20 protein-coding genes are annotated in these 22,947 nt (G+C 46.0%); 2 read left to right on the top strand and 18 right to left on the bottom strand.

Annotation, left to right across the window (positions count from 1 at the left end):
* Positions 1–106 precede the first annotated feature (106 nt).
* Entirely contained in the window at positions 107–568 is a 462-nt protein-coding gene (locus SB24_RS13175; RefSeq protein ID WP_007409969.1) for a GNAT family N-acetyltransferase, read from the top strand.
* A 43-nt stretch (positions 569–611) separates the two neighbouring features.
* On the opposite strand, the gene SB24_RS13170 is transcribed toward SB24_RS13175, so the two are convergent.
* From SB24_RS13170 to SB24_RS13085, 17 genes are all read right to left on the bottom strand, one after another.
* Positions 612–1,847 carry an MFS transporter gene (locus tag SB24_RS13170; RefSeq protein ID WP_039253801.1) on the bottom strand — a complete coding sequence of 412 codons (1,236 nt, stop codon included), beginning with the start codon at positions 1,845–1,847 and terminating at the stop codon, positions 612–614.
* Positions 1,822–2,742: a TIM barrel protein gene (locus SB24_RS13165; RefSeq protein ID WP_020956359.1), complete on the bottom strand. Its 921-nt coding sequence runs from the start codon at positions 2,740–2,742 to the stop codon at positions 1,822–1,824. Before SB24_RS13165 ends, SB24_RS13170 begins: the two co-directional genes overlap by 26 nt.
* Before the next feature lie 7 nt (positions 2,743–2,749).
* On the bottom strand, positions 2,750–3,427 hold the full coding sequence (locus tag SB24_RS13160) for a PIG-L deacetylase family protein (protein WP_007409965.1): 678 nt from the start codon (positions 3,425–3,427) through the stop codon (positions 2,750–2,752).
* On the bottom strand, positions 3,390–4,148 hold the full coding sequence (locus tag SB24_RS13155) for a WbqC family protein (protein ID WP_007409964.1): 759 nt from the start codon (positions 4,146–4,148) through the stop codon (positions 3,390–3,392). Before SB24_RS13155 ends, SB24_RS13160 begins: the two co-directional genes overlap by 38 nt.
* Positions 4,121–5,002 carry a GNAT family N-acetyltransferase gene (locus SB24_RS13150; protein WP_023357141.1) on the bottom strand — a complete coding sequence of 294 codons (882 nt, stop codon included), beginning with the start codon at positions 5,000–5,002 and terminating at the stop codon, positions 4,121–4,123. The genes SB24_RS13155 and SB24_RS13150 overlap by 28 nt, the downstream gene beginning before the upstream one ends.
* An 11-nt stretch (positions 5,003–5,013) precedes the next feature.
* Positions 5,014–6,270, bottom strand: a complete 1,257-nt coding sequence (locus SB24_RS13145; protein ID WP_039253797.1) for an aminotransferase class V-fold PLP-dependent enzyme — start codon at positions 6,268–6,270, stop codon at positions 5,014–5,016.
* Positions 6,236–7,165: an NAD-dependent epimerase/dehydratase family protein gene (locus tag SB24_RS13140; protein ID WP_032867004.1), complete on the bottom strand. Its 930-nt coding sequence runs from the start codon at positions 7,163–7,165 to the stop codon at positions 6,236–6,238. The genes SB24_RS13145 and SB24_RS13140 overlap by 35 nt, the downstream gene beginning before the upstream one ends.
* Positions 7,162–8,292, bottom strand: a complete 1,131-nt coding sequence (locus SB24_RS13135) for a DegT/DnrJ/EryC1/StrS family aminotransferase (protein WP_032876966.1) — start codon at positions 8,290–8,292, stop codon at positions 7,162–7,164. The genes SB24_RS13140 and SB24_RS13135 overlap by 4 nt, the downstream gene beginning before the upstream one ends.
* Before the next feature lie 48 nt (positions 8,293–8,340).
* On the bottom strand, positions 8,341–9,675 hold the full coding sequence (locus SB24_RS13130; RefSeq protein ID WP_039253789.1) for a nucleotide sugar dehydrogenase: 1,335 nt from the start codon (positions 9,673–9,675) through the stop codon (positions 8,341–8,343).
* Positions 9,676–9,940: 265 nt separating this feature from the next.
* On the bottom strand, positions 9,941–11,221 hold the full coding sequence (locus tag SB24_RS13125) for a M20/M25/M40 family metallo-hydrolase (RefSeq protein ID WP_039253788.1): 1,281 nt from the start codon (positions 11,219–11,221) through the stop codon (positions 9,941–9,943).
* A gap of 168 nt (positions 11,222–11,389) precedes the next feature.
* Entirely contained in the window at positions 11,390–12,682 is a 1,293-nt protein-coding gene (gene eno / locus SB24_RS13120) for a phosphopyruvate hydratase (protein WP_007409956.1), read from the bottom strand.
* A 27-nt stretch (positions 12,683–12,709) separates the two neighbouring features.
* Positions 12,710–14,245 carry a 2,3-bisphosphoglycerate-independent phosphoglycerate mutase gene (gpmI, locus tag SB24_RS13115; RefSeq protein WP_003151620.1) on the bottom strand — a complete coding sequence of 512 codons (1,536 nt, stop codon included), beginning with the start codon at positions 14,243–14,245 and terminating at the stop codon, positions 12,710–12,712.
* Positions 14,238–14,999, bottom strand: a complete 762-nt coding sequence (gene tpiA / locus SB24_RS13110; RefSeq protein WP_003151618.1) for a triose-phosphate isomerase — start codon at positions 14,997–14,999, stop codon at positions 14,238–14,240. The genes gpmI and tpiA overlap by 8 nt, the downstream gene beginning before the upstream one ends.
* A 25-nt stretch (positions 15,000–15,024) precedes the next feature.
* Complete coding sequence (locus SB24_RS13105) at positions 15,025–16,209, bottom strand: phosphoglycerate kinase (protein ID WP_003151616.1); 1,185 nt, start codon at positions 16,207–16,209, stop codon at positions 15,025–15,027.
* Between the two features lie 321 nt (positions 16,210–16,530).
* Complete coding sequence (gene gap, locus SB24_RS13095) at positions 16,531–17,538, bottom strand: type I glyceraldehyde-3-phosphate dehydrogenase (RefSeq protein ID WP_003151611.1); 1,008 nt, start codon at positions 17,536–17,538, stop codon at positions 16,531–16,533.
* A 33-nt stretch (positions 17,539–17,571) separates the two neighbouring features.
* Positions 17,572–18,606 carry a gapA transcriptional regulator CggR gene (gene cggR, locus SB24_RS13090; RefSeq protein WP_003151607.1) on the bottom strand — a complete coding sequence of 345 codons (1,035 nt, stop codon included), beginning with the start codon at positions 18,604–18,606 and terminating at the stop codon, positions 17,572–17,574.
* A 264-nt stretch (positions 18,607–18,870) separates the two neighbouring features.
* Complete coding sequence (locus SB24_RS13085; RefSeq protein ID WP_003151605.1) at positions 18,871–20,265, bottom strand: arabinose-proton symporter AraE; 1,395 nt, start codon at positions 20,263–20,265, stop codon at positions 18,871–18,873.
* Between the two features lie 256 nt (positions 20,266–20,521).
* Here SB24_RS13085 and SB24_RS13080 point away from each other — a divergent pair, with 256 nt between their 5' ends.
* Positions 20,522–21,610: an arabinose utilization transcriptional regulator AraR gene (locus tag SB24_RS13080; RefSeq protein ID WP_020956364.1), complete on the top strand. Its 1,089-nt coding sequence runs from the start codon at positions 20,522–20,524 to the stop codon at positions 21,608–21,610.
* A gap of 29 nt (positions 21,611–21,639) precedes the next feature.
* Here the strand turns inward: SB24_RS13080 and SB24_RS13075 are convergent, their stop codons facing one another.
* Positions 21,640–22,923, bottom strand: a complete 1,284-nt coding sequence (locus tag SB24_RS13075; RefSeq protein WP_031378316.1) for an ATP-binding protein — start codon at positions 22,921–22,923, stop codon at positions 21,640–21,642.
* Positions 22,924–22,947: the final 24 nt, after the last annotated feature.

Below are 22,947 nucleotides of genomic sequence, written 5' to 3'. Positions count from 1 at the left end.
AACTTGTATAACTTTTCCTATGTTTCATATTTTATAATAAAGTAGAATGATTTTGGAGTTATTTTCAAAAATAGCTGTCGATCATAACGGAGGAGGAGAAACGGACATGCAAAAACTGAGCATCCGAAAAGCCGCGGAGCCGGATGAAGCGCTGTATGAACTATTGCTGCTGGCCGATCCGTCGAAAGAGATTGTCGATGATTATCTTGTAAGAGGAGAATGCTATACGGCCTGGACGTCAGACGAGCTTGCAGGGGTTTACGTTTTATTGCAAACAAGGCCTAAAACGATAGAAATCGTAAACATCGCGGTAAAAGAATCGCTGCAGAACAGGGGATTCGGAAAACAGCTGGTGCGGGATGCCATTGAAAAAGCGAGACAATCGGGGGCTGACACGATTGAAATCGGCACCGGAAATTCCAGTATTCATCAGCTGTCACTCTATCAAAAATGCGGATTCCGCATTCAGGCTGTCGACCATGATTTTTTTATCAGACATTATGATGAAGACATTTTTGAAAACGGCATTCAATGCCGGGATATGATACGGCTTTATTTGGATTTATGATAAAAAGGGCGCCGGCTGACATCGGCGCCCCTTCGTTTACCATTCAGACGGATTGATCCGCTTGTTTCTCTGTATTTCTTTGACTCCCTTGTCTGACTGAAAAAATAGCAAAAACGATCGTAAGGGTCAGTCCGACCGCCGCAAAAATATAATCCGCATTCATCAACAGCAGAAGCCCTGTGTAGACAGCGGCCGACAGCGGTTCACCCATTTTGACAATGGAAAAAATCAGTGCAAAGACCCTTCCGAAATATGCGGCCGGAACCGTCTTTTGGAAATACAGCACCGTTTGCACATCAATATACGAGATGATGATGCCAAGCACCAGGAAGATGATGCACTCAAACCCATGAAGGGGAAAAAACAGGAGCATAATGAGCAGTCCCGCTGCCGTTAACGTCCGCGGGTACAGCCGGTTCAAGCGTTTTGTATTCCATTTGAAAAATACGGCCAGATTGCCCAAAAGCATCCCCGCCTGAAACATAGAATACATGACGGCAAACCATACAGAATAGTTCTGCTGAAAACGCTCCACAGCAAGAATCGGCCCCATTACTGAAATAAGGCCGGCAATGACGAGATTTACGACGAAAAAGTATCCGACCGATGTCAGCCATGCCGCATTTCCTTTCAGCATTCTGTAACCGGCTTTTACATCTTCAGTTCCGTTGCTTTTTTCATTGGGCTGTTCTGAAATACGAATAAACGCGATAAATGCCGCGGAGATCAAAAAAGCAGTTCCGTTTATGGCAAACAGCATCCCGAACGGAATAGCCGCAATCATGATCCCGCTGATCAATTTTCCGACGATGAGTCCGATCAAGTCACTCGTATTGATCAGAGATGTCGCCTGATCAAGATGCTGTTTGCGGACGAGCAGCGGAATGATCGCGACTTTCGCCGGCGCAAACAGCATCGATTGCAGAGATAGACAAAAGGCGCACACCCCGGCTATCCATACGGTTAATAAATCGTTCGCGCTGAGCACCGCCAAGAGGATCATAATAACGGCCCGACCCGTATTGCACAAATACAAGATCGACTTTTTTCGGAATAAATCAATCAGCGGCCCCGCCAGCACGCCAAATGTCAACGGCACGAGTTCGATAAAAGAAATAACGCCGACTAGAATTTTGCTGCCGGTCAATTCTAACACTAACAGCGGCAAAGCAATGAGCCAGACCCCATCCGCTGCTGAAGAAAACACCTGTGCACACCAAAGCTTTGCATAGTTCGGTGTTCGATATGTCATATCAGGCCCTTTTTTGATCCTCGTCATCAGAAACACCGCCGAACCATTCCAGCGTTCTCCATGATTCCCGTCTTTCCGTATAATCCTCTTCCATCACCTCAAATACAATGCCGGTATCTTGATTCCGATAAAGCTCCTGCAAAGTATCTGCAGCCCGTCTCAGCAGCTCCTCAGCGATCGTCCCTTCACTCGGATGGCGGCCCTCAAAACAGCGGACGCCGCCATGCGGGAACGCAAGCTGGCGAAATGAGCTGAAGTGATAATGCTTAATGCTCTCTTTTATCGACAGAAACTGAAAGAAATCGGGATATTTCAGCTGATCATTTCTGAACATAAGGGCAGATGACAAGTGAGTCTGATAGGTAATCGCCCAATGGCACAGATCCCACGTAATACCGACATGCTTCAGATCCATCTGCACCAGCTCTGTAAAATCCTCAGGATAAATGAAAATCGGATCAAAATCCTCTCCCAGATTCCCGATGATCGGAAGGTTTTCCACACCGATCCAGATGTCCGTCCCTTTCAGCCGCTCATCAAACTCCGCGAAAAACTCAACGATTTTTTTACGGTTTCCTTCCAGGTCATAGACTTGAAATTCCTCAACCGTCATAAATTGATTCGCATGAACGGTTATGCCTTTGGCGCCGTATTTCACAGCGAGCTCCGCAAAGTGATAAAGCTGTTTTTTGATGTGATCTTCATTCACATAATCGGCATGATCTGTCGGGAAATGCAGCGTCAATAATGAAGGATCAAGCTGTTTCGCATATTCCAGCGTCTGATTAAATGTTTTGATATAATCCGCTTCCTCAAAGGAATGGCCGTCAAAAATATTCGCTTCCAGACCGTATCCCGCTTCCACCCATTTCTCATCGATTTGCTTCGGATCAAGTCCGAAAAACGGAATTTGAGCAATCATAGGACAGTCACCATGTTCCTCTCACAAGCATAAACGCTTCCGCAGCGGTAAAACCCGATTTTGCTCCCCACACATGGGCATTATGTTCGATCGCCTGCAAAGAGCGGGGATGAGGGAAGTCTCTGAGCTCGGAGCCGTAACACGCCATCGATTTCAATTTCGTTTCAAGCTCGTCTTCAATATTAACGAAGAAATTGGCATGAAACTGATCCTTCTGACAGTAATTCCATTCCGTCGAAGACAATGTTTCATAGGCAAAAACCCGTTTTACCGTATGACCGGGAAGCGGACGGGTTGCCGTCATGACCGCTCTGAATACGACGGAGTGGTCAATATTAATGTCACCGCCGTACTGGGTATACACAATGTCAGGCTGAAAACGATTGATTTGTTTCTCCGCTTCCTTCACGACATCCAGCAAATCCATTGAATCCATTCTGTTATCAGGAAGGTTCAGCCTGACAAAATCATGGATGCCCAAAGTGCTGAGCGCCTGCTCCGTTTCTTGATTAGAATGCTCCATAACGGAATCTTCAGGCTTTTTGTAATCCGTTTTTCTTGATGATTTGCCTTCCGCCATAATGACTGCCGACACGCTGTCACCTTGGCGGACATGTTTGGCGAGCGTGCCGCCGACGCCGATAATTTCATCGTCGGGATGCGCTGCAAATACCATTACTTTCATCATATTGCCCTCCTTTAACTAACATTTCAGCTGTATCCGCTCCGCAGTTCATCAGCATATCGAGCATGGAGAGGTGAGGGATATGCTCCCCGAATAATTGAGGATAGCCAAAATGCCGGATCTGCTGATACTCAATGACAATTCCGTTTCTTTCAAAATCGCTTTCTATTAAATAGTCGGAACCCTGACTGCCTGAATAATAACGGTCCGCCCCCAGCTCCTGACAAAGCGCTAAAACAAAATCGCTTTTTTTCTCCTTCCGGCATTCAAGCTCAGAGACATAACAGAGCGGCGTTTCAATTCGGAGCTCTTTTCGGAAAAATTCAATGATGTGCATATTCAAATCATGGAGATATTCCCACTCCCGCTGATAGACATCTTGAAAAAAATGCTGGTATCGCTCAAAATAGGGAGCTTTCGCATAGTTCATTTTAATCGCCATCCAATGTTTTTTCCGCCAATCCTGTGTCTGGTCGATTTTCATATGCCGAAGCTCTATGTCTTTATATTGTTTCATCTGCAAAGGCACTGTCAGCCATCTGGGGCCTTGCGGCGTTTTGATTCTGTTGCGGTTGAGAAATCCTTTTTTCTCAAATTGAGCTGTGTCATGAATGGCAAACAGATCCGACTTATACATTTTTTCAAAAAAACCGTACCACGGCAGATAACTGGATTGATGGCCGCTTATTGTTTTCATTCCGGTTTCGTAAAAAGTCGGCATTGTTTTTCTTCAGCTCCCCAATATCGTTTCGGTCTTGCGATTTCTTTACTGTGTGAATAGCCAAAATCAGCCCATTGAAGCTTGCGGCAAATGGCGAATTGCAGGGCGTCACGCATCAATAAGTAAGAGGCCTGCGCTTTTTTTCCCGCCAGGCTGTTTACATTCTGCCAATAATAGAAATGAGAGCGGTCATAGAGAAAAATACTGCTGCTGATCAGCGTCTCATCCTGATATGCTCCGATCCAAAACATCCGGTCCGCAAACGTGTCAAGCAGCTTTTGGAAAAAGCCCTGGCTCAGCACATAAGCCGCGCCGATTGCCGCCGTATGCTCTTTGTAGAGGTCATAAAACGCGCCAAGTTCTTTTCGCCCGATCAGCCGGGTGACAATATTCTCTTTTTCAGCGTATCTGACTGCCGTCCGGGCTTTTCCGGAAATGCCCGTCCAAAGCTCGTCAAACGTGTCCGGAAGCGATAGAATCCGCGTTGCCTTTTCCGTCCATCCTTCCCTGATTTCTTCTGTAAAAGAAGTCTGACCGTACGGCAGCAGCATCCGGGATATGTTCCGGCCGAATATGGCCTGGATTTCACTTTGAAGCCATTCAAATGAGATGGGGCGATCTGAAATAACGCCGCCGTATCCGATCATATTGCCGGATAATACGCCCTTCTGTTCAAAAAGCGGAAGATAGATGACTTGTCCTCCGTCCGTTGTCAGTCTGACAGGGTGAAATGACGTGCCGGGAAGCTCTTCCATGAGGATTCCCCAATCATAGCTTTGAAACAACCCCGCCTGATACATGTCAGCGGCCCGATCCCATGCCTGGCGGGTCGTGCATACTGCTGTTTTTTGCATAGTTATCACCACTATTCAGTCTTATTCTTTTGCTCATAATATGATAAAACGGATTCGGCTATATATCTGACTTGCTCCTTTTGAAGAGGAGGTTTAAAAGGCAGAGAAAGAACTCTCTTCCAAAGCGGGTCTTCCCCGCCTTCCCCCGCGTATGTTTCATAAATCGGAATACGTTCGAGGGGAAGGTAGTTCCAGCATGTTTGGATGCCTCTTTCGGCTAAATAAACGGAACACCCGTACCGCTCTTCATCCCGGGGAAATACAATTGTTAAATAATTCAGATGTTCTCCTTCTTGGGGCTGGATCATTCTTATGCCGTTTGTTTCTCCCGCCTTTGCAAAGATTTCTCCCGCCGTCTCTAAGTTTCGAAGCGAAGCTGTTACAAGCTGATTCATACGTGAAAGCTGATCATCAATAATGGCTTCCCTTGCCGGATGCATGCGAAGCACGGGTACAACAGCCGGTTTATCCGGCAGAGCTTCGAGCTTTGTGGCTTTCATGGAAGGCATGGCGCCCGCTTTTCTAAACATATATGAAATAGGATGATGCCGTTTCCGTTTCATTACAGCTTGGATTCTTTGATTTCTGATATAGATTCGATAGTCAGCTGCCACTTGGCTGCGCTGTTCCATCGGGAGATTTGCTTTTTGCCGAAGCCATTCTTTCGGCGCGATTAACGCGCCGCCTCCGATACTCGCAAGCGGCTTTGAGGGGCCGAAGCTTAAAATGCCGAAATCGCCCAAACCGCCGGCAAATGTATCCGCTTGTTTTGTAAACATGGCTTGAGCGGCATCATCAATGACAGCAATTCCGTGTTCCTTCGCCCAGTCAATGATAGCGGTATTTTCTCTCCGGCCGTATACATGCGTGAGGATAACCGCACACGTACGCCTCGTCACTTTTTTTTTGACATCCTCAAAAGATAAGAATAGATGCTCATCCAGCTGCGCAAACACAGGCGTCGCACCGGATTGCAGCACGGCATCAATGACATTCGGGCAGCTGAAGGATGAGAAAATCACTTCTTTCCCCGGCCCGGCCCCCGAATAAGTTAATGCGAGCACCAGTGCCGCACTGCCGCTGGAGGTCAGCACAACCCCTTTTCCGTAACGTTTTTCCAATTTTTCAGTCAGTCCGCTTTGTCCGGCAGTAAGCAAGTGTTTCACTGCGCGCAGACGGCCGCTGACGGAAAACTGTCCGGGATAAACGGGATATTTGACCACTTCCGGGTTTTTAGGAAAGTGAAAGTTTGTGCTTTTGTCTTTCATCTTTTATGATCTCCAGGCCTTCATTCAGACTTACTTTCGGAGCGTAACCGAGCAAACGTTTCGCCTTCTCGATTGACGGCGCCCGCTTAAAAATTTCGATGTCTTTTCCCCTCACGCCGTCTTCGCCCAGCTTTTTAAACAGATAGTTATCCTTCTCTCTGCCTGAGAGCACATTGACTTTTTCAGCCAGTTCTTTTATCGTGATCGGCTGGTCGTTCCCGATATTGAAGTCCTCAAAGACGGCTCCTTCATGAATGAGAGCGAGATAAGTTCCGGTGACGATATCACTGATGTAGCTGAAGCAGCGTATTTGTCCGCCGTCCCCGTAAAGAGGCAGCTCAGAGCCATTCTCGGCCAGGCTGAAAAACTTGTTGATGACAAAATCCTCGCGCTGTTTCGGCCCGTATACATTAAAGTACCGGACGACCCGAATATGAAGTTCGTCGGAAGCCTGTTCTCTCAAATATTCCTCTGATTGCAGTTTGGCTTTTCCGTAAGCTGATTTCGGAAGCTTTCTGCTTGTCTCGGTATAAGGAAAATCCGGTGAATCTCCGAACACTTCTGAACTCGATGAGAAAAGAAGTGTGCTGATTCCCAATTCACCGCATACCTCAGTGACGTTTTTCGTTCCTTCAAAATTGACCCGTATGACGTCTTCTTCATTGCTTCGGCAGCTGTCCACTCCGACCATTGCCGCCAAATGGACAACCGCATCCGCTCCCCGCAGTGATTCGCGGAGGGACGTCCGGTCAAGGATATCCGTTTGGCGGTATTCAGTGTCAAAAGCCGGCTTCTTCTGGTCTGCAATGATGGTGTGATAACCTTTAGCCTGTAATAATGCCGCCAGTTCGCTTCCGATAAAACCGGCTCCTCCGATAATCGCAATATGTTTCATGATCCTACCTCCTGGCTGATAGTCAAAACTTCTTTTATAGACTTGACAATATAGCTGCAATCCTCATCTGATAACTGGCTGTAAAGAGGCAGTGACACGATCTCCCGGAAAACACGTTCAGTTACCGGAAGCTCCGCAGGAAAATGTTTTTTATAGTAAGGATGCAAATGCACGGGAATAAAGTGCACGCTCAGCCCGATTTGTTTTTCTTTCATTTTCTCAATAAACAGATCTCTGTCCATACCGCCGTTTTCTCGAATCCGCAAAATAAATAAATGCCATGAGTGCGTTATGCCGCTTGGAATGTCAGAAAGCGGAAGCGCCGCTTTATCAGATTGACCTGACAGTTCACGTACATAAAATTGAGCAATCTGTTCCCGTTTTTCTTGAATTTCGTTTGCGCGTTTCAATTGAACCAGACCGAGCGCGGCCTGAATATCCGTCATATTATATTTGAACCCCGGCAGTAAAACGTCGTATCTCCAGCTGCCTTTTTCACCGTACCGGTTCCAGGCATTTTTTGTGATGCCGTGCCAGCCGTACAGCCTCGCTCTTTCTGCGGCCTGTTCGTCTTTCATGACGAGGGCTCCGCCTTCCCCTGTTGTAATATTTTTGGTGGCATAAAAGCTGAAGCACACGGCATCGCCGTGAGTGCCGATCATGCTTCCGTTATATTTTGTACCGAGCGCATGAGCGGCGTCTTCAATCAGATACAATCCGTTTTCTTTACAAATGGATTGCAAGTTTTCCAGATCAGCCGGATAGCCGGCAAAATGAACCGCAATTACCGCTTTTGTGCGCGGCGTTATTTTCTTCCGGACATCTTCAGGATCGGCACAAAGACTTTTCTCGCATATATCCGCAAACACAGGAACGGCTCCGGCGTGCAGGATGACATTGACGCTGGAACAGAACGTGAAGCTCGGCACGATGACTTCATCGCCTTCTCCCACACCGAGCGCCAATAAAGCCATATGTAATGCAGCGGTGCCTGAATTACAGCTGATGACGTGTTCGGCTCCTATACATTCTCCCAGCTTTTTTTCAAAATCGATTACCTTCGGGCCTTTCGAAATCCAGCCCGATTGAATCGTTTCGGTTACGCTTGCGATTTCTTCGTTTGTCATATCAGGTCTGTGAAAAGAGATAAATCGATTACTAATGACCGTTCCCTCCTATAAAGTGACAACTCTGCAATTGTCGGCTGATTTTTCCTTGCATACATTTCTTGTGTCAAAGATAATCGGTGAGACATCTTTCAAAATACTGTAGTCGATGACATCGTGATCTGTATGAATGATGATGACGTCGTACTGATTGATTTGTTCTTTTGTGAAAGGGACAGATTGTTTGCAGCTTCCGTCATTCAAGCGGATCTCGCTGATAAACGGATCATGATAATCAATCGCGCATCCCTTGTCCATCAATTCTTCCATTATCGTAAACACTGAGGATTCACGCGGGTCATTTGTATTTTTTTTATAAGCGGCCCCTATTATTAAGATGCTGCATTTGTCTTTGCCCGCCAGTTTCAAAGCATAGTCAGAGACAGAAATCGGCATGTTGGAATTGATTTCGTCCGCGAGATCAATTAATTTTGTCTGCAGCCCTTTTTCATTCGCGATCCATTTGAAGTAAAAAGGATCAATCGGGATACAATGGCCTCCGACTCCGGGGCCCGGGATAAATTTTTGAAAGCCGAACGGCTTCGTGTCCGCCGCGCAGATGACTTCCCATATATCAATATCAAGTTCACGGCAATTAAGCGCCATTTCATTGATAAGAGCTATATTGACATAACGATAAGTATTCTCTAGGAGTTTAGCTGTTTCAGCTACTTCGGGTGAGGTGACCGGGTGAATGCTTGTAACAATGGTGCTGTAAAACGCTGAGGCAAGTTCTGTGCAAGTCTGTGTGGTTCCGCCGACTACTTTAGGAATATCTGAAACTTCATATTGCCTGTTGCCCGGATCGATTCTTTCCGGAGAATAAGCCGTAAAAAAGTCTGTTCCTATTTTCATGCCGCGGCTTGCTGCCATTCTGTCGGCAATCTTTTTTTTCGTTGTTCCGGGATAGGTGGTGCTTTCTAAAATTAAAAGCTGATGCTGCCTTCCATAAGCAATCATGCTGTCAACTGCACTGTCGATGTAGGTTAAATCGGGGATCTTGTCTTTTTTGTTCAGGGGTGTCGGCACACATATCACAATGATGTCGCATTTTTGGATGAGCGACATGTCGGCGCTGATTTGAAAGCGTTTTGTTTGTAAAGCCGAGTTCAGTCTGTCGTCCTCTATATCTTGAATATGGCTGCTTCCGGCGGCTAACAAGGAAACCTTTTCACTGTTTTTGTCGAATCCGATAACATTGTATCCTTTATCGACACATTCCAGCGCAAGAGGGAATCCCACATATCCCATGCCTAACACGCCTACAATCGCCTGCTTCGTTTCAATCAGATGTAACAGCCGTTTTTGACCAAGGTTGCTGGCTTCTTTTGTGACAGTATTCATTTTTCGCCCCCTAATAGATAGAAAAGAGTATTGTTTTTTACAATTTAAAACAAATATCGATCGATATCGCAATTATAACAAAAGTTAAAATTTGATAAATGAGTTTTACATCCTTTTATAAATTAGGTATTATCTATTTATTTTTCTTTTATTTGTAAAATAAAATCCTGTCAAATGGTATATATCTGGTAACGAGTGAGAAAATCTCCCTCAATTGAGAGAATATACAGAAAACAATATAAAAAAACAGGCCGAAGCCTGTCTTTTATTCTTTCACTGCCTCAGTTACAGCCGCGGAAACGAGTGCTCCCGCTTTCTCTAATCGTTCTTTGCTGATGTGTTTCATATTATCATTCTCGGTGTGATACCAAGGCCCCGGCTCCTGTGTATCGGGGCTGAGCCAAATCCAGTTAGCCGACGGAATCCCTGCTTCATAAAAAGAGACATGGTCTGAGTAACCGAGCTGAATCAGGTTTGGCTTGACCAAGCGGGATTTTTCAGCGGCTTTTTCAGCATACCGGACGCTCGGGTTTTCCTTGCCGTCAGGAGTCGTGACACACATTTGACTCGCTTCTTCCCAGTCAGTCGCAATCATATCGGCATTAAAATTGGCCTGGCTGTGCTTTCTTTCATTGTTCGTGAGTGTACTGACGTAATAAGATGAACCCGCAGACCATAATTCTTCTGCACCGAACAGGATAAAGCGGATCTCTTTGTCTTTCGGTATGTGTTTGAGTTGCTTGCTGATTTCCAGAACGGCAGATGTGCCTGAGGCGTTGTCATCCGCTCCGGGTGCGCCTTTTACGCTGTCATAATGCGCTGTGACATAAATAATATCAGCATCAGAAGAGTTGGCCTGTGCTGCTTTGCGCGTTCCTATAATATTTTGTGAGGTGCGGTTTTTATAGTTTTTAAATTGAATGACTGCCTGCTTTTCCTTCAGCAATGCTTCACCGTCTTCTTTTTTCATACCCGCCGCCGGTATTGTGATTCCTTTATCGGTATGCGGACGGACGGCGAGCGGTTTTGTTGTCTGATTATAAATAATGACTGCTTTGGCTCCCGCTTGTTCGGCATGTTTGATCTTTTGAGAAACGGGGATCTTTCCTTCGCGTATCACTGCAATCTTTCCTTTGGCTCCTGTTACGTCATCGCGTGATCCGCAGCCGCCGTCAAAAATCCCTCCCTCAATTCTCAGCTCTTTTTCAACAGCGGATTGATCAGCGGAGCGGAGCGGGAATTCATGATCTCCCGCTGTGACTGAACCTGAGAAGTACTTTTTCAATGGAAATGACTGTACTTTGACACTGGCGCCCTGAGCCCGCAGGCGATTCGATATGTATTCAGCCGCTTCCTTTTCTTTCGCAGTTCCGGTTTCCCGCGGTCCGATGGTTTCACTCAGATCATGCATCGTGTCCAATGCCTCATCAGCATCAAAAACCGGCGCGGTCACGGCTGAATAAGCATGAGTTTCGAACAGCGGCCCGGCAGACGCGCCCCATATGACGCTTGCTGCCACCGCGGCTGACATAAATGAAAATTTCATCATAATCCCTCCTCTTATTAACACCTCTTCCCTTTCGATTGAAGAACACTGATTCCTTTAAAAAGGGGAAAAATGAATATTATTGACCAAATGAAGATGATGAAAAAGGAGGGAAAAGCCCGGGAGCATAAAAAAACGACGGGAGAATATCTCCCGTCGTCCATTCCATTACTTATTCAAGTTATAGAAAGAGTTGATACCGTGGTATTGAGCAGTTTCAGCCAACTGATCTTCGATGCGAAGAAGCTGGTTGTATTTCGCAACACGGTCCGTACGGGACGGAGCACCTGTTTTGATTTGTCCTGCATTAGTTGCCACAGCGATGTCAGCGATTGTGCTGTCTTCAGTTTCACCTGAACGGTGAGAGATAACGGCAGTGTAGCCCGCGCGTTTCGCCATTTCGATCGCATCGAATGTTTCAGTCAAAGTACCGATTTGGTTTACTTTGATCAGGATAGAGTTGCCTACGCCGTTTTTGATACCTTCAGCAAGCTTTTTCGTGTTTGTAACGAAAAGGTCGTCACCGACAAGCTGAACTTTTTTGCCAAGACGCTCTGTAAGAAGTTTGTGGCCTTCCCAGTCGTTCTCGTCAAGTCCGTCTTCGATAGAGATGATTGGGTATTTAGAAACCATTTCTTCGTACCAGTCAACCATTTCAGCAGATGTTTTCACAACGCCTTCGCCAGACAGATGGTATTTGCCGTCTTCTTTGTTGTAGAACTCAGAAGATGCAGCATCCATCGCAAGTTTCACTTCTTCGCCAGGTTTGAAGCCGGCTTTTTCGATCGCTTCAACGATTGTTTGAAGCGCTTCTTCGTTAGAACCAAGGTTCGGAGCGAATCCGCCTTCGTCACCTACAGCTGTGTTCATTCCTTTAGCAGAAAGAACTGATTTCAGGCTGTGGAAGATTTGAGCGCCCATGCGAAGCGCTTCACGGAAGTTAGGCGCGCCTACAGGCATAATCATGAATTCTTGAATGTCTACGTTGTTGTCAGCGTGCTCTCCGCCGTTTACGATGTTCATCATCGGTACAGGAAGCGTTTTTGAGTTGAATCCTCCAAGGTATTGGTAAAGAGGAATCTGTAAGAAATCAGCAGCTGCGCGCGCACAAGCCATAGATACGCCAAGGATTGCGTTCGCACCGAGTTTGCCTTTGTTTTCAGTTCCGTCAAGCTCGATTAAAAGCTGATCGATTGCGTTTTGTTCAGTTACGTCAAAGCCGAGAAGCTCTGGAGAAATGATTTCGTTTACGTTGTTAACAGCAGTTAACACGCCTTTTCCAAGGTAACGGTCTTTGTCGCCGTCACGAAGCTCAACCGCTTCGTATTCACCTGTAGAAGCTCCGCTTGGCACTAATGCGCGGCCGAAAGCTCCTGTTTCTGTATATACTTCAACTTCAACTGTTGGGTTGCCGCGGGAGTCAAGGACTTCGCGTGCATAAACATCAACAATGTATGGCATGAGTTTGTCTCTCCTTTTGATTTACGCTTATTTTTGAATTAAAGATGTTCCGGTCATTTCTTTCGGTTTTTCAACACCGAGAAGGTCTAATAACGTTGGTGCGAGGTCGCCTAGGATTCCGCCTTCGCGCAGCGTCACGCCTTCTTTCGTCACAATGACAGGGACTGGGTTTGTCGTATGGGCAGTGTGCGGTTCGCCTGTTTCTGTAATCAGAATGTCCGCATTACCGTGATCAGCGGTAATGATGGCATGTCCGCCTTTAGCGATGATGGCGTCAACCACTTCGCCTAAGCATTCGTCCACTGCTTCAATTGCTTTAATCGTCGGTTCGACCATTCCGGAGTGGCCGACCATGTCAGGGTTTGCAAAGTTCAGGATGATCGCGTCGTGCTTGTCAGCCGCGATTTCTTTTACAAGAGCATCCTTCACTTCATACGCGCTCATTTCAGGCTTCAGGTCATATGTCGCGACCTTCGGCGAGTTAATGAGGATGCGCTCTTCGCCCGGGAATTCTTCTTCGCGGCCGCCGCTCATAAAGAACGTAACGTGCGGATACTTTTCAGTTTCTGCAATGCGAAGCTGTTTTAACCCGTGCTGTGCCAATACTTCACCGACCGTATTGTCAAGGTTTACCGGTTTAAAAGCCACATATCCGTCAACAGATTCACTGAAGTGAGTCAGGCAGACGAAATACAGGTTTTTCGGATGATTTTCACCGCGGTCGAAATCGCGGAAATCTTTGTTGGTAAACGTGTTTGAAATCTGGATGGCGCGGTCTGGTCTGAAATTATAGAAAATCACAGAATCGCCGTCATGAATTTTCGCAACGGGTTCACCGTTTTCTTTTGTGATGACGGACGGAATGACGAATTCATCATGAATGCCGTTCGCATATGAATCGTCGACTACATCCATCGCGCTGCGGTAAGACGGGCCTTCGCCGTAAGCCATTGCGCGGTACGCTTTTTCCACACGGTCCCAGCGTTTGTCGCGGTCCATGGAGTAGTAGCGTCCGGAAATGCTGGCGATTTCACCGACACCGATTTCTTCGATCTGCTCATTCAGCTGCTGAATGTAAGTTTTCGCTGTTTGCGGACCTACATCGCGGCCGTCGAGGAAACCGTGAATATACACCTTCGTCAGTCCTTCACTTTTCGCAAGCTTCAGCAGCGCGAATAAATGATTGATATGACTGTGTACGCCTCCGTCAGAAAGAAGGCCGAACAGGTGAAGCGCTTTGTCGTTGTCTTTCGCGTTTTTGATAGCGTCAAGGAACGTTTGATTGCGTTCGAATTCGCCTTCGCGGATGGCAACGTTCACGCGTGTTAAGCTTTGGTACACAATACGTCCTGCGCCGATATTCAAATGACCGACTTCAGAGTTCCCCATCTGTCCTTCAGGCAGTCCGACTGCTTCGCCTGATGCCGTCAGCGTCTGATGAGGGTATTGGTTCCAATAACGGTCGAAATTCGGTTTTTTCGCTTGTGCGACTGCGTTTCCGACTGTTTCATTGCGTAATCCGAACCCATCAAGAATGATGAGTGCAGCTGGTTTTTTACTCATATTGACCTTCCTCCAATAATTGAACGAATGACTGCGGTTCAAGGCTTGCGCCGCCGACCAAAGCACCGTCAATATCGGACTCTGCCATATATTCTTTAATATTTGCAGGTTTTACGCTGCCGCCGTATTGAATGCGGAGCTTGTCAGCAGTTTCCTGGCTGAAGCTTTCAGCAACGACTTTACGGATATGCGCGCAGACGTCGTTAGCATCTTTCGCTGTAGAAGATTTGCCTGTTCCGATTGCCCAGATTGGCTCGTACGCAATAACGGAAGCGGCAACTTGCTCTTCAGAAAGACCCGCAAGACCTTTTTTCACTTGATCGGCAACAAGATCATTTGTTTTTCCGGCTTCGCGCTCTTCAAGCGTTTCACCTACGCAAATGATCGGCACAATGCCGTGTTTGAAAGCGGCATGCGCTTTTTTGTTAACTGTTTCATCAGTTTCAGCGAACATTTCACGGCGCTCAGAGTGGCCGATGACGCAGTAATCCACGCCAAGGTCTTTCAGAGCGACCGGGCTGATTTCACCTGTGAACGCACCGTTTTCTTCAAAATGCATGTTTTGGGCGCCGACTTTCAGGTCAGTTCCTTTAACAGCAGAAGTCAGCTTTTCTAAGAAAAGAGCTGGTGCGCAAACAACGGCTTCCGCTTTGTCTGCTGCTGGAATGGAAGATTTCACTTCTTCAACGAAGCTGACAGCTTCGCCGAGTGTTTTGTTCATTTTCCAGTTACCGGCTATAATTGGTTTTCTCATCTGTTCCACTTCCTTATAGCAGTTTTTATTTATCGTTCAGCGCAGCTACACCTGGAAGCTCTTTGCCTTCCATGAATTCAAGGGATGCGCCGCCGCCTGTTGAGATATGGCTCATTTTGTCAGCAAGGCCGAATTTTTCAACGGCTGCCGCAGAGTCTCCTCCGCCGATGACAGAGTATGTATCGTTTGCCTCTGCCAATGCTTCAGCCACTGCTTTTGTGCCTTGAGCGAACAAGTCGATTTCGAATACGCCCATCGGTCCGTTCCATACGACAAGTTTGCTGTTTTTGATAACTTCAGCGTACGTTTCGCGGGTTTTCGTTCCGATGTCGATCGCTTCTAAATCACTTGGGATCTCAGAGATCGGCACGATTTGGACGTTTGCATCGTTAGAGAAATCATCAGCAACGAGAACGTCTTCCGGCATATAGAATTTAACGCCTTTTTCTTTCGCGCGGTCCATGAATGATTTTGCAAGTTCGATTTTATCTTCTTCAAGAAGAGATTTACCGACTTCATAACCAAGCGCTTTTACGAATGTGTAAGCAAGACCTCCGCCGATGATCAAGTTGTCCACTTTATCAAGCAGACTTTCGATTACGCCGATTTTGTCTTTTACTTTCGCGCCGCCGATGATTGCCGTAAACGGGCGCTCAGGATTTGTCACGGCTTTGCCGAGAACGTCAAGCTCTTTTTCCATCAGGAATCCTGCAACCGCCGGCAGATGCTCGGCAATTCCGGCTGTAGATGCGTGAGCACGGTGGGCAGCACCGAATGCGTCATTGACATATACATCCGCAAGCTCAGCAAATGCTTTAGCAAGCTCAGGATCGTTTTTCTCTTCACCAGGGTAGAAACGTACGTTTTCCAATACAAGAACGTCTCCGTCCTTCATATCAGAAATTTGTGCTTTTACAGCATCGCCGTAAGCTTCATCCGCTTTTTTCACTTCTTTGCCGAGCAGTTCGCCTAAGCGTGCAGCGACAGGAGTTAAACGAAGCTCCTCAACCACTTCGCCTTTCGGGCGGCCTAAGTGGCTCGCAAGAAGGACTTTCGCGCCTTGGTCTGCAAGGTGTTTGATTGTTGGAAGCGCAGCGCGGATACGAGTATCGTCTGTTACTTCCCCGTCTTTCATTGGAACGTTAAAGTCAACGCGGCAGAATACGACTTTGCCTTTTACGTCGATGTCTTTTACTGTTTTTTTATTCATGCCTTAGGAGATCCTCCTTCAAAATGGTTTGCATAGCACGAAAAACGTGAAACGTGAAACCGCCTCATGATGCTTCCGCCGCGGGGCAGATTGCAGCTTCCGGGCACGGGGCAGATCGTCTTCTGAGCCAGGGCAGGCGGCTCAGAAGACGAAAGTGCCGCGGAAACTTCAAAACGCGGACGTTCTGCAGCAATCCGGCGCTTTCTGAAAGCCGGTTCTCATGGAAAAAGGGAAAGGGAGTCCGTCCCCTTCCCTTGTCCGCTTTCATTATAGCGTTTCTGTCCGAAAGAACCAAGTCCGGCCCTTTCCGGGAGCTATGAATTAAAGACCTTGTTTTGCGATGTAAGCTGCAAGGTCAACAACGCGGTTAGAGTAGCCGCTTTCGTTATCGTACCAAGAGATTACTTTTACCATGCTGCCTTCCATAACCATTGTAGAAAGAGCATCGATTGTAGAAGAGTTAGCATTGCCGTTGTAGTCTCCGGATACTAATGGCTCTTCGCTGTAGCCAAGGATTCCTTTAAGATCGCCTTCAGCCGCTTCTTTAAGAGCTGCGTTTACGTCTTCAGCCGTTACGTCTTTGTTAAGTTCAGCAACTAGGTCAACAAGAGAAACGTTTGGAGTCGGCACACGCATAGCTCCGCCGTTCAGTTTGCCTTTCAGTTCAGGAAGAACAAGGGAAACTGCTTTAGCAGCACCAGTTGATGTAGGAATGATGTTTTCAGCTGCTGCACGCGCACGACGGTAGTCTTTGTGCGGAAGATCAAGAATTTGCTGATCATTTGTGTAAGAGTGAACAGTTGTCATCATACCGCGTTTGATGCCGAATTTGTCGTTAAGTACTTTTGCAAACGGCGCAAGGCAGTTTGTTGTGCAAGATGCGTTAGAGATAACATGGTGGTTAGCCGCATCGTATTTGTCTTCGTTAACACCCATAACGATTGTGATATCTTCTTCGTTAGCAGGTGCAGAGATGATAACTTTTTTCGCGCCTGCTTCTAAGTGTTTCGCAGCGTCTGCGCGTTTTGTGAAGAAACCAGTAGATTCAACTACGATTTCAACGCCTTGTTTGCCCCAGCTGAGTTTCGCAGGATCGCGCTCAGCAGAAACTTCGATTGTTTTGCCGTTAACAACAAGGTTGCTGCCGTCAACTTTAACTTCTGCATCTAATTTTCCGTGTACGGAATCATATTGTAAAAGATGAGCAAGCATGTTAGCGTCTGTTAAATCGTTAACCGCTACTACCTCAACTTCAGGATTGTTTAATGCTGCGCGGAATACGTTACGTCCAATACGACCAAAACCGTTAATACCGACTTTTACTGCCATGATTATTTCCTCCTTTAAATAAGTGAGAGATATTTATATTGAGGGACTGTTATCCCTTAATAACTTCTTTGCGGCTCCTTCGTCCGTGACGAGAACCGTGTTTCGCTGCTTTTTAAAATAAGCTTCGATTGCTTCTGCTTTTGATGATCCGCCCGCTACCGCGATAATGTCGGGAATGGCATCGAGGTCATCGAGCTGCATTCCGACTGAATGCACCTTGTGAACGACTTCTCCGTCCGCATTAAAGTAGTAGCCGAATGCCTCTGTCACCGCATGATTGTCATCTATTTTCTTCAAATCTTCCAAAGGCGTGTTTCTTCGCTCCGCCATTGTTCTAGCTTCGCCGATTCCGTGAACGAGCATACTCGCTGATTTAATCGTGTGAAGCACCTCTTTTACGGAAGGCTCTTCAATAATAGATGAGTAGGCGCCTTGTGACAGCTGTCCGGGAACGAACAAAAGCCGATAAGTGCCTGAAGCCTTTTCCGCCATATGCGCGCATATGGTGTTCGCCTGGTTTTTCACATCTTCGCCTAAACCGCCTCTTGCGGGCACAAACAGGAGCTCGCGGTTTTTTGAATCCGGCGTCATCATATCGGCGACGGCTTCAATTGTCGTACCGCCGGTTACAGCGACGATATTTTTGCCTGAAAATCTCTTTTTCATACATGCAACGGCCGCTCTCCCTAATTCTTTTTTGACCCAAGGAGATTGGTCGCTGTCTCCGGAAACGATAATGGCGTCTTTCAGATTAAGCCGCTCTTTTAATGTCTTTTCCAGAAGCGTCAATCCTAAAACATCCTTCATCGTATCTTCCAGAATCGAAAGCAGTGAATAGCCCTCTTCCGTCATTGTCATGCCGTTTGTTTTAATATCGATGAGATTCTGTTCTTTCAAAAACTGAACCTCGCTTCTGAGAACGCGCTCGGTCAATCCGAGACTGGCAGCAAGACTTCTGCGGCCGATCGGTTCGGTAAGCCTGATATACTGCAAGATTTCAAATCTTTTCTGCATCACAAGCAAAAGATCAGGCAATAATTTTTTTTGAGCTTGTATTAACTGGTTCATGACTCAAACGTTCCTTCCTATTCATACTGGACAAAAAATGTCCCGCTATGACAAAAAACGTCCCATCATAGCCAAAAAAAATTATGTCTGCTTTCTTTAATTATTTTAACAGGATGACATTGTTAATTCAACTGTTAAAGGTCAATTCCTCGACATTCTTCGCAGGATTTTCCAGTATCTCCTTGATACAGTCATTATATACAGAAACGGAATGAAGGTGACAGACAAAAGCCCGCCGGAGCGGACTTTTGTCGTAAAACGCTTTCATTTTATCCAGAGTTTTTCTATTTCTTCTAATGATTTATTTTTCGTCTCAGGGCAGATCGTCACGACAAACAAGAAACAGAGAATATTAATGACGGCGAATATCCAGAAGGTGTACGCGAGCCCTAACCCGCTGATCATCATCGGCACGAACTGGCCGATCGCCCAGTTGGCCCCCCATAAGAATATCGTCGCAATACCGGCGGCGCGTGCGCGGAGGTGATTCGGAAAGATCTCCGAAATCATGATCCACGTAATCGGCCCGACTGATACGCAGAAAGCGGCGACGAATCCCAATATGATGACGACTAAAGCCGGACCGCTCGCCAGCTGAAAATAAAAGGATGCCCCGATTAAGATCATGAACAGCGCCATAAAGGCAGATCCGACCCCCATCAGCTTTTTCCGGCCCACCTTATCGACTAAAAGAACCGCGATAATGGTGAAAATCACTTCAACGACACCGACGATGCATGTCGTGATAAACCCCGCATTCTGTCCGAAGCCCATCATTTTGAAAATTTCCGGCCCGTAATACGTAATTGCGTTCATACCGATAACCTGATTGAATAAAGCCAGCAGAATCCCGATCACAAGCGCTTTTCTCAGCCCCGGCTTAAACAGCTGAGACAATGACCCCATTTTTTCTAATTGTAAAGACGTTTCGATTTGTTTGATTTCTTCTTTCGCGGTCTGCTCGCCGTTAATGCGCGTCAGCACGGCGAGGGCTTCATTCCGGCGCCCCGCTTTCGCAAGCCAGCGCGGACTTTCCGGCACGATAAGCAGCACGATAAAAAAGATGACGGACGGAATCATGCCGTAAGCGAGCATCCACCGCCAGCCGGTGTGCACTCCCCATTCATACGAGCCGGACTGCTGGACGGCGAGGTTAATAAAATAAGTGCCGGATATCCCTAATATCGTAAACAGCTGATACAGTGAAGACAGACTGCCGCGTATGGCCGGCGGAGCGGCTTCGGTAATATACGTGACAGAAAGCGAGGAGCCCATGCCGATTCCCAGACCGCCGATGACTCTGGCGATCACTAAGGAAGACACACTTTGAGAAAGCGCAGAGACAACCGCTGACACCGCAAACAACAGCGCCGCTGCCATCAAAATCTTTCTCCGTCCGAAACGGTCACTCAAAAATCCGGAAATCCCGACGCCGAAAACACCGCCGATCATAATGCTCGAAATCACGAGCCCTTCCATAAAAGGACTTAAGCGGTACAAATCTTTCAGGAAACCGATGGCGCCGGAAATCACCGCCGTGTCATAACCGTACAAAAGCCCTCCCAGTCCGGCCGCGCATGAGATGAGAATGACAAACCACTTGGAATGCTGCCGAGTGACAGGTACATTTGAGCCAATTGGTGCCGGGTGATTCTTCATGAATTTTACCCTCCCGCGAATAATAGAATAAAAACGCTTACAAATCTGAGTGCGGCGCTTGATGTTGCTTTGTTTTCTTCAGAACCGCCACATTTGTACGTACTTATAAAGAATTTTATCTAAAAATAAGGAAAATTAGTACGTACAAATAAAGAATAAGCAGTTTTTCATAATCTGTCAATTATTTTTACAGCTTGATGAAAGGGCTTACTATGTTATACTGGAATTTGTCCGTATACATTTTGGAGGAATTGATATGCTACCGAAATATGCTCAAGTAAAAGAAGAAATTTGTTCATGGCTGAATCAAGGAAAAATACAGCCGGACGAAAAGCTGCCTACGGAAAATGAGCTGATGCAGCAGTTCGGCGTCAGCCGCCATACCATCAGAAAGGCGATCGGAGATTTGGTCTCGCAGGGGCTGCTGTACAGCGTTCAGGGCGGAGGCACCTTCGTCGCTTCACGCACGGCGAAATCAGCCATGCATTCAAACAAAACGATCGGCGTCATTACAACGTACATATCAGACTATATTTTCCCGAGCATCATCAGGGGAATCGAATCTTATTTAAGCGAACAGGGCTATTCCATGCTGCTGACGAGCACCAACAACAATACAGAAAGTGAACGGCGCGGTCTTGAAAACCTGCTGTCCAAAAATATAGACGGGCTGATTGTCGAGCCTACGAAAAGCGCGCTGCAGACGCCCAACATCGGCTACTATCTCAATCTGGAGAAAAACGGCATTCCGTTTGCCATGATTAACGCCTCTTATGCGGAGCTGGCCGCACCAAGCTTTTCCGTCAATGATGTCAAAGGCGGCATGATGGCTTGCGAATACGTCATGTCCCTCGGCCACACGCACATTATGGGAATCTTTAAAGCGGATGACACGCAGGGCGTCAAACGGATGAACGGCTATCTCCAGGCGCACCGGGAGCGCGGGATTTTCCCGTCTCCGGACATGATCGTCACTTACACGACTGAAGAAAAAGAAACCGTGCTTCTCCAAAAAATTAAGCATACCCTTGAGCAAAACAGCGGGTCACACCCGACGGCCATTCTTTGCTACAATGACGAAATTGCGCTGAAGACGATTAATCTTCTCAGGGAATTCGGGTTAAAGGTGCCTGATGACGTATCGGTCATGGGCTATGACGATTCACATTTCGCCCAGATTTCCGAGGTGAAGCTCACCTCTGTCAAGCATCCGAAATCCATTATGGGGAAAGCGGCGGCAAAATACGTCATCGACTGCTTAGAGCATAAAAAACCGAAGAAGGATGACGTCGTGTATGAACCGGAACTCGTTATCCGGAATTCAGTCAGGCGGATCGGCGAATAAAAATGGGCAGATACAATAGTATCTGCCCATCAGTCATTAAATTGAAAACTAAGCTGAAAATCATGAGGTGGAAGAACATCATCTATATTTTCTTTATTAAAATGCTTTAAAATATAATAAAATAACGAATCTGAAATATATAGTCTTTTATCATAGTATGTAAAGACCTTTGGAAAGATATCCTTTTTGGATTGCAATTCATCGAAGTGATTAAGCACAGAGGTCAGCGCACCATGATTTATTGACTTTTTCTCATGGATTCGGTGAATATTCTCATATAAATACTGAAAAGAAAATCCTCTCCTCGCTATATCTGGATCAGACGTTAACACAATTTTCATTATATAATAGTATAACTTCAGCTTCGCTTTTCTTTCTCCATCTGCAATGTCTTGAATTTTTGTCAGATATTCCTCGCTTACTCTTTTATAATACAGAGCATTACATTCCTTAGCTAATTCAACACTGTCAAGAACAATGTAATTCTGACTTCTCTTTCTTATCCCACTTTCACGACAATAGTCAAAAAGAAGTTGTTGATATACAGCAACTATTTGGCTAGATGCCTCTATAAAATAATTTGTTACATTTTCACTAATGTCTATGTTCAGCTCTTTACAGCCTCTACTCTTTATATTCATTAAATCTGTAGTAGACCATTTAGTAGCATCAATATAATCAATTCTTTGAGATAATTCTCCATTAAATTTTTCAAAATAGCCATTTATAATTTTCGTCCCAATTATAATGAATCTTAAGCCGCTTTGATAAAACATTTTCAGGTCAAAAGCCAACAGATATTGATCGACTAAATTTAAATAATGAAAGTCATCCAGTACGATAAACTGAATACCTTTTTCCTTCAGTGATTCAGCCACTCTGACACTTACGGTCTTGGGAAGATCCATTTTTCCTGATTCACTTAATAACTCTTTTTCAGATGAATCTCCGGTCACTTTCGCTTTTAAAAATTGAAATAGATTTGCCTCTACTTGACTATCAATTTTTGAGCACTTTTCAATACTTTTGGAGAAGTTATCAGATATCTCCACACCAGATTTGTATAAAATTTGTGTATAAATATCAGCTAAATCAACTCCCTTCGTACAGTCTATCACTATAGTGTTTTCAGCTTTGGTTACATATTTTTTTCTTAATAATGTTTTTCCTACTTTTGTTTCACCATATATTACGATGTGATGATCCGTAAGTTCAATTTTATCTTGGTAATCCTCATCAATTTGTTGTCTATCAACATAACTTTTTAAAACATTCCGCGATATACCAAAAACATCTTTCAAAGAAACATCCAAATTTTTATTCCCTCCCTATATTTC

The organism is Bacillus sp. Pc3, from assembly GCF_000815145.1.
Lineage (GTDB): Bacteria > Bacillota > Bacilli > Bacillales > Bacillaceae > Bacillus > Bacillus velezensis.
This window is presented reverse-complemented; position numbering and strand designations above follow the sequence as displayed.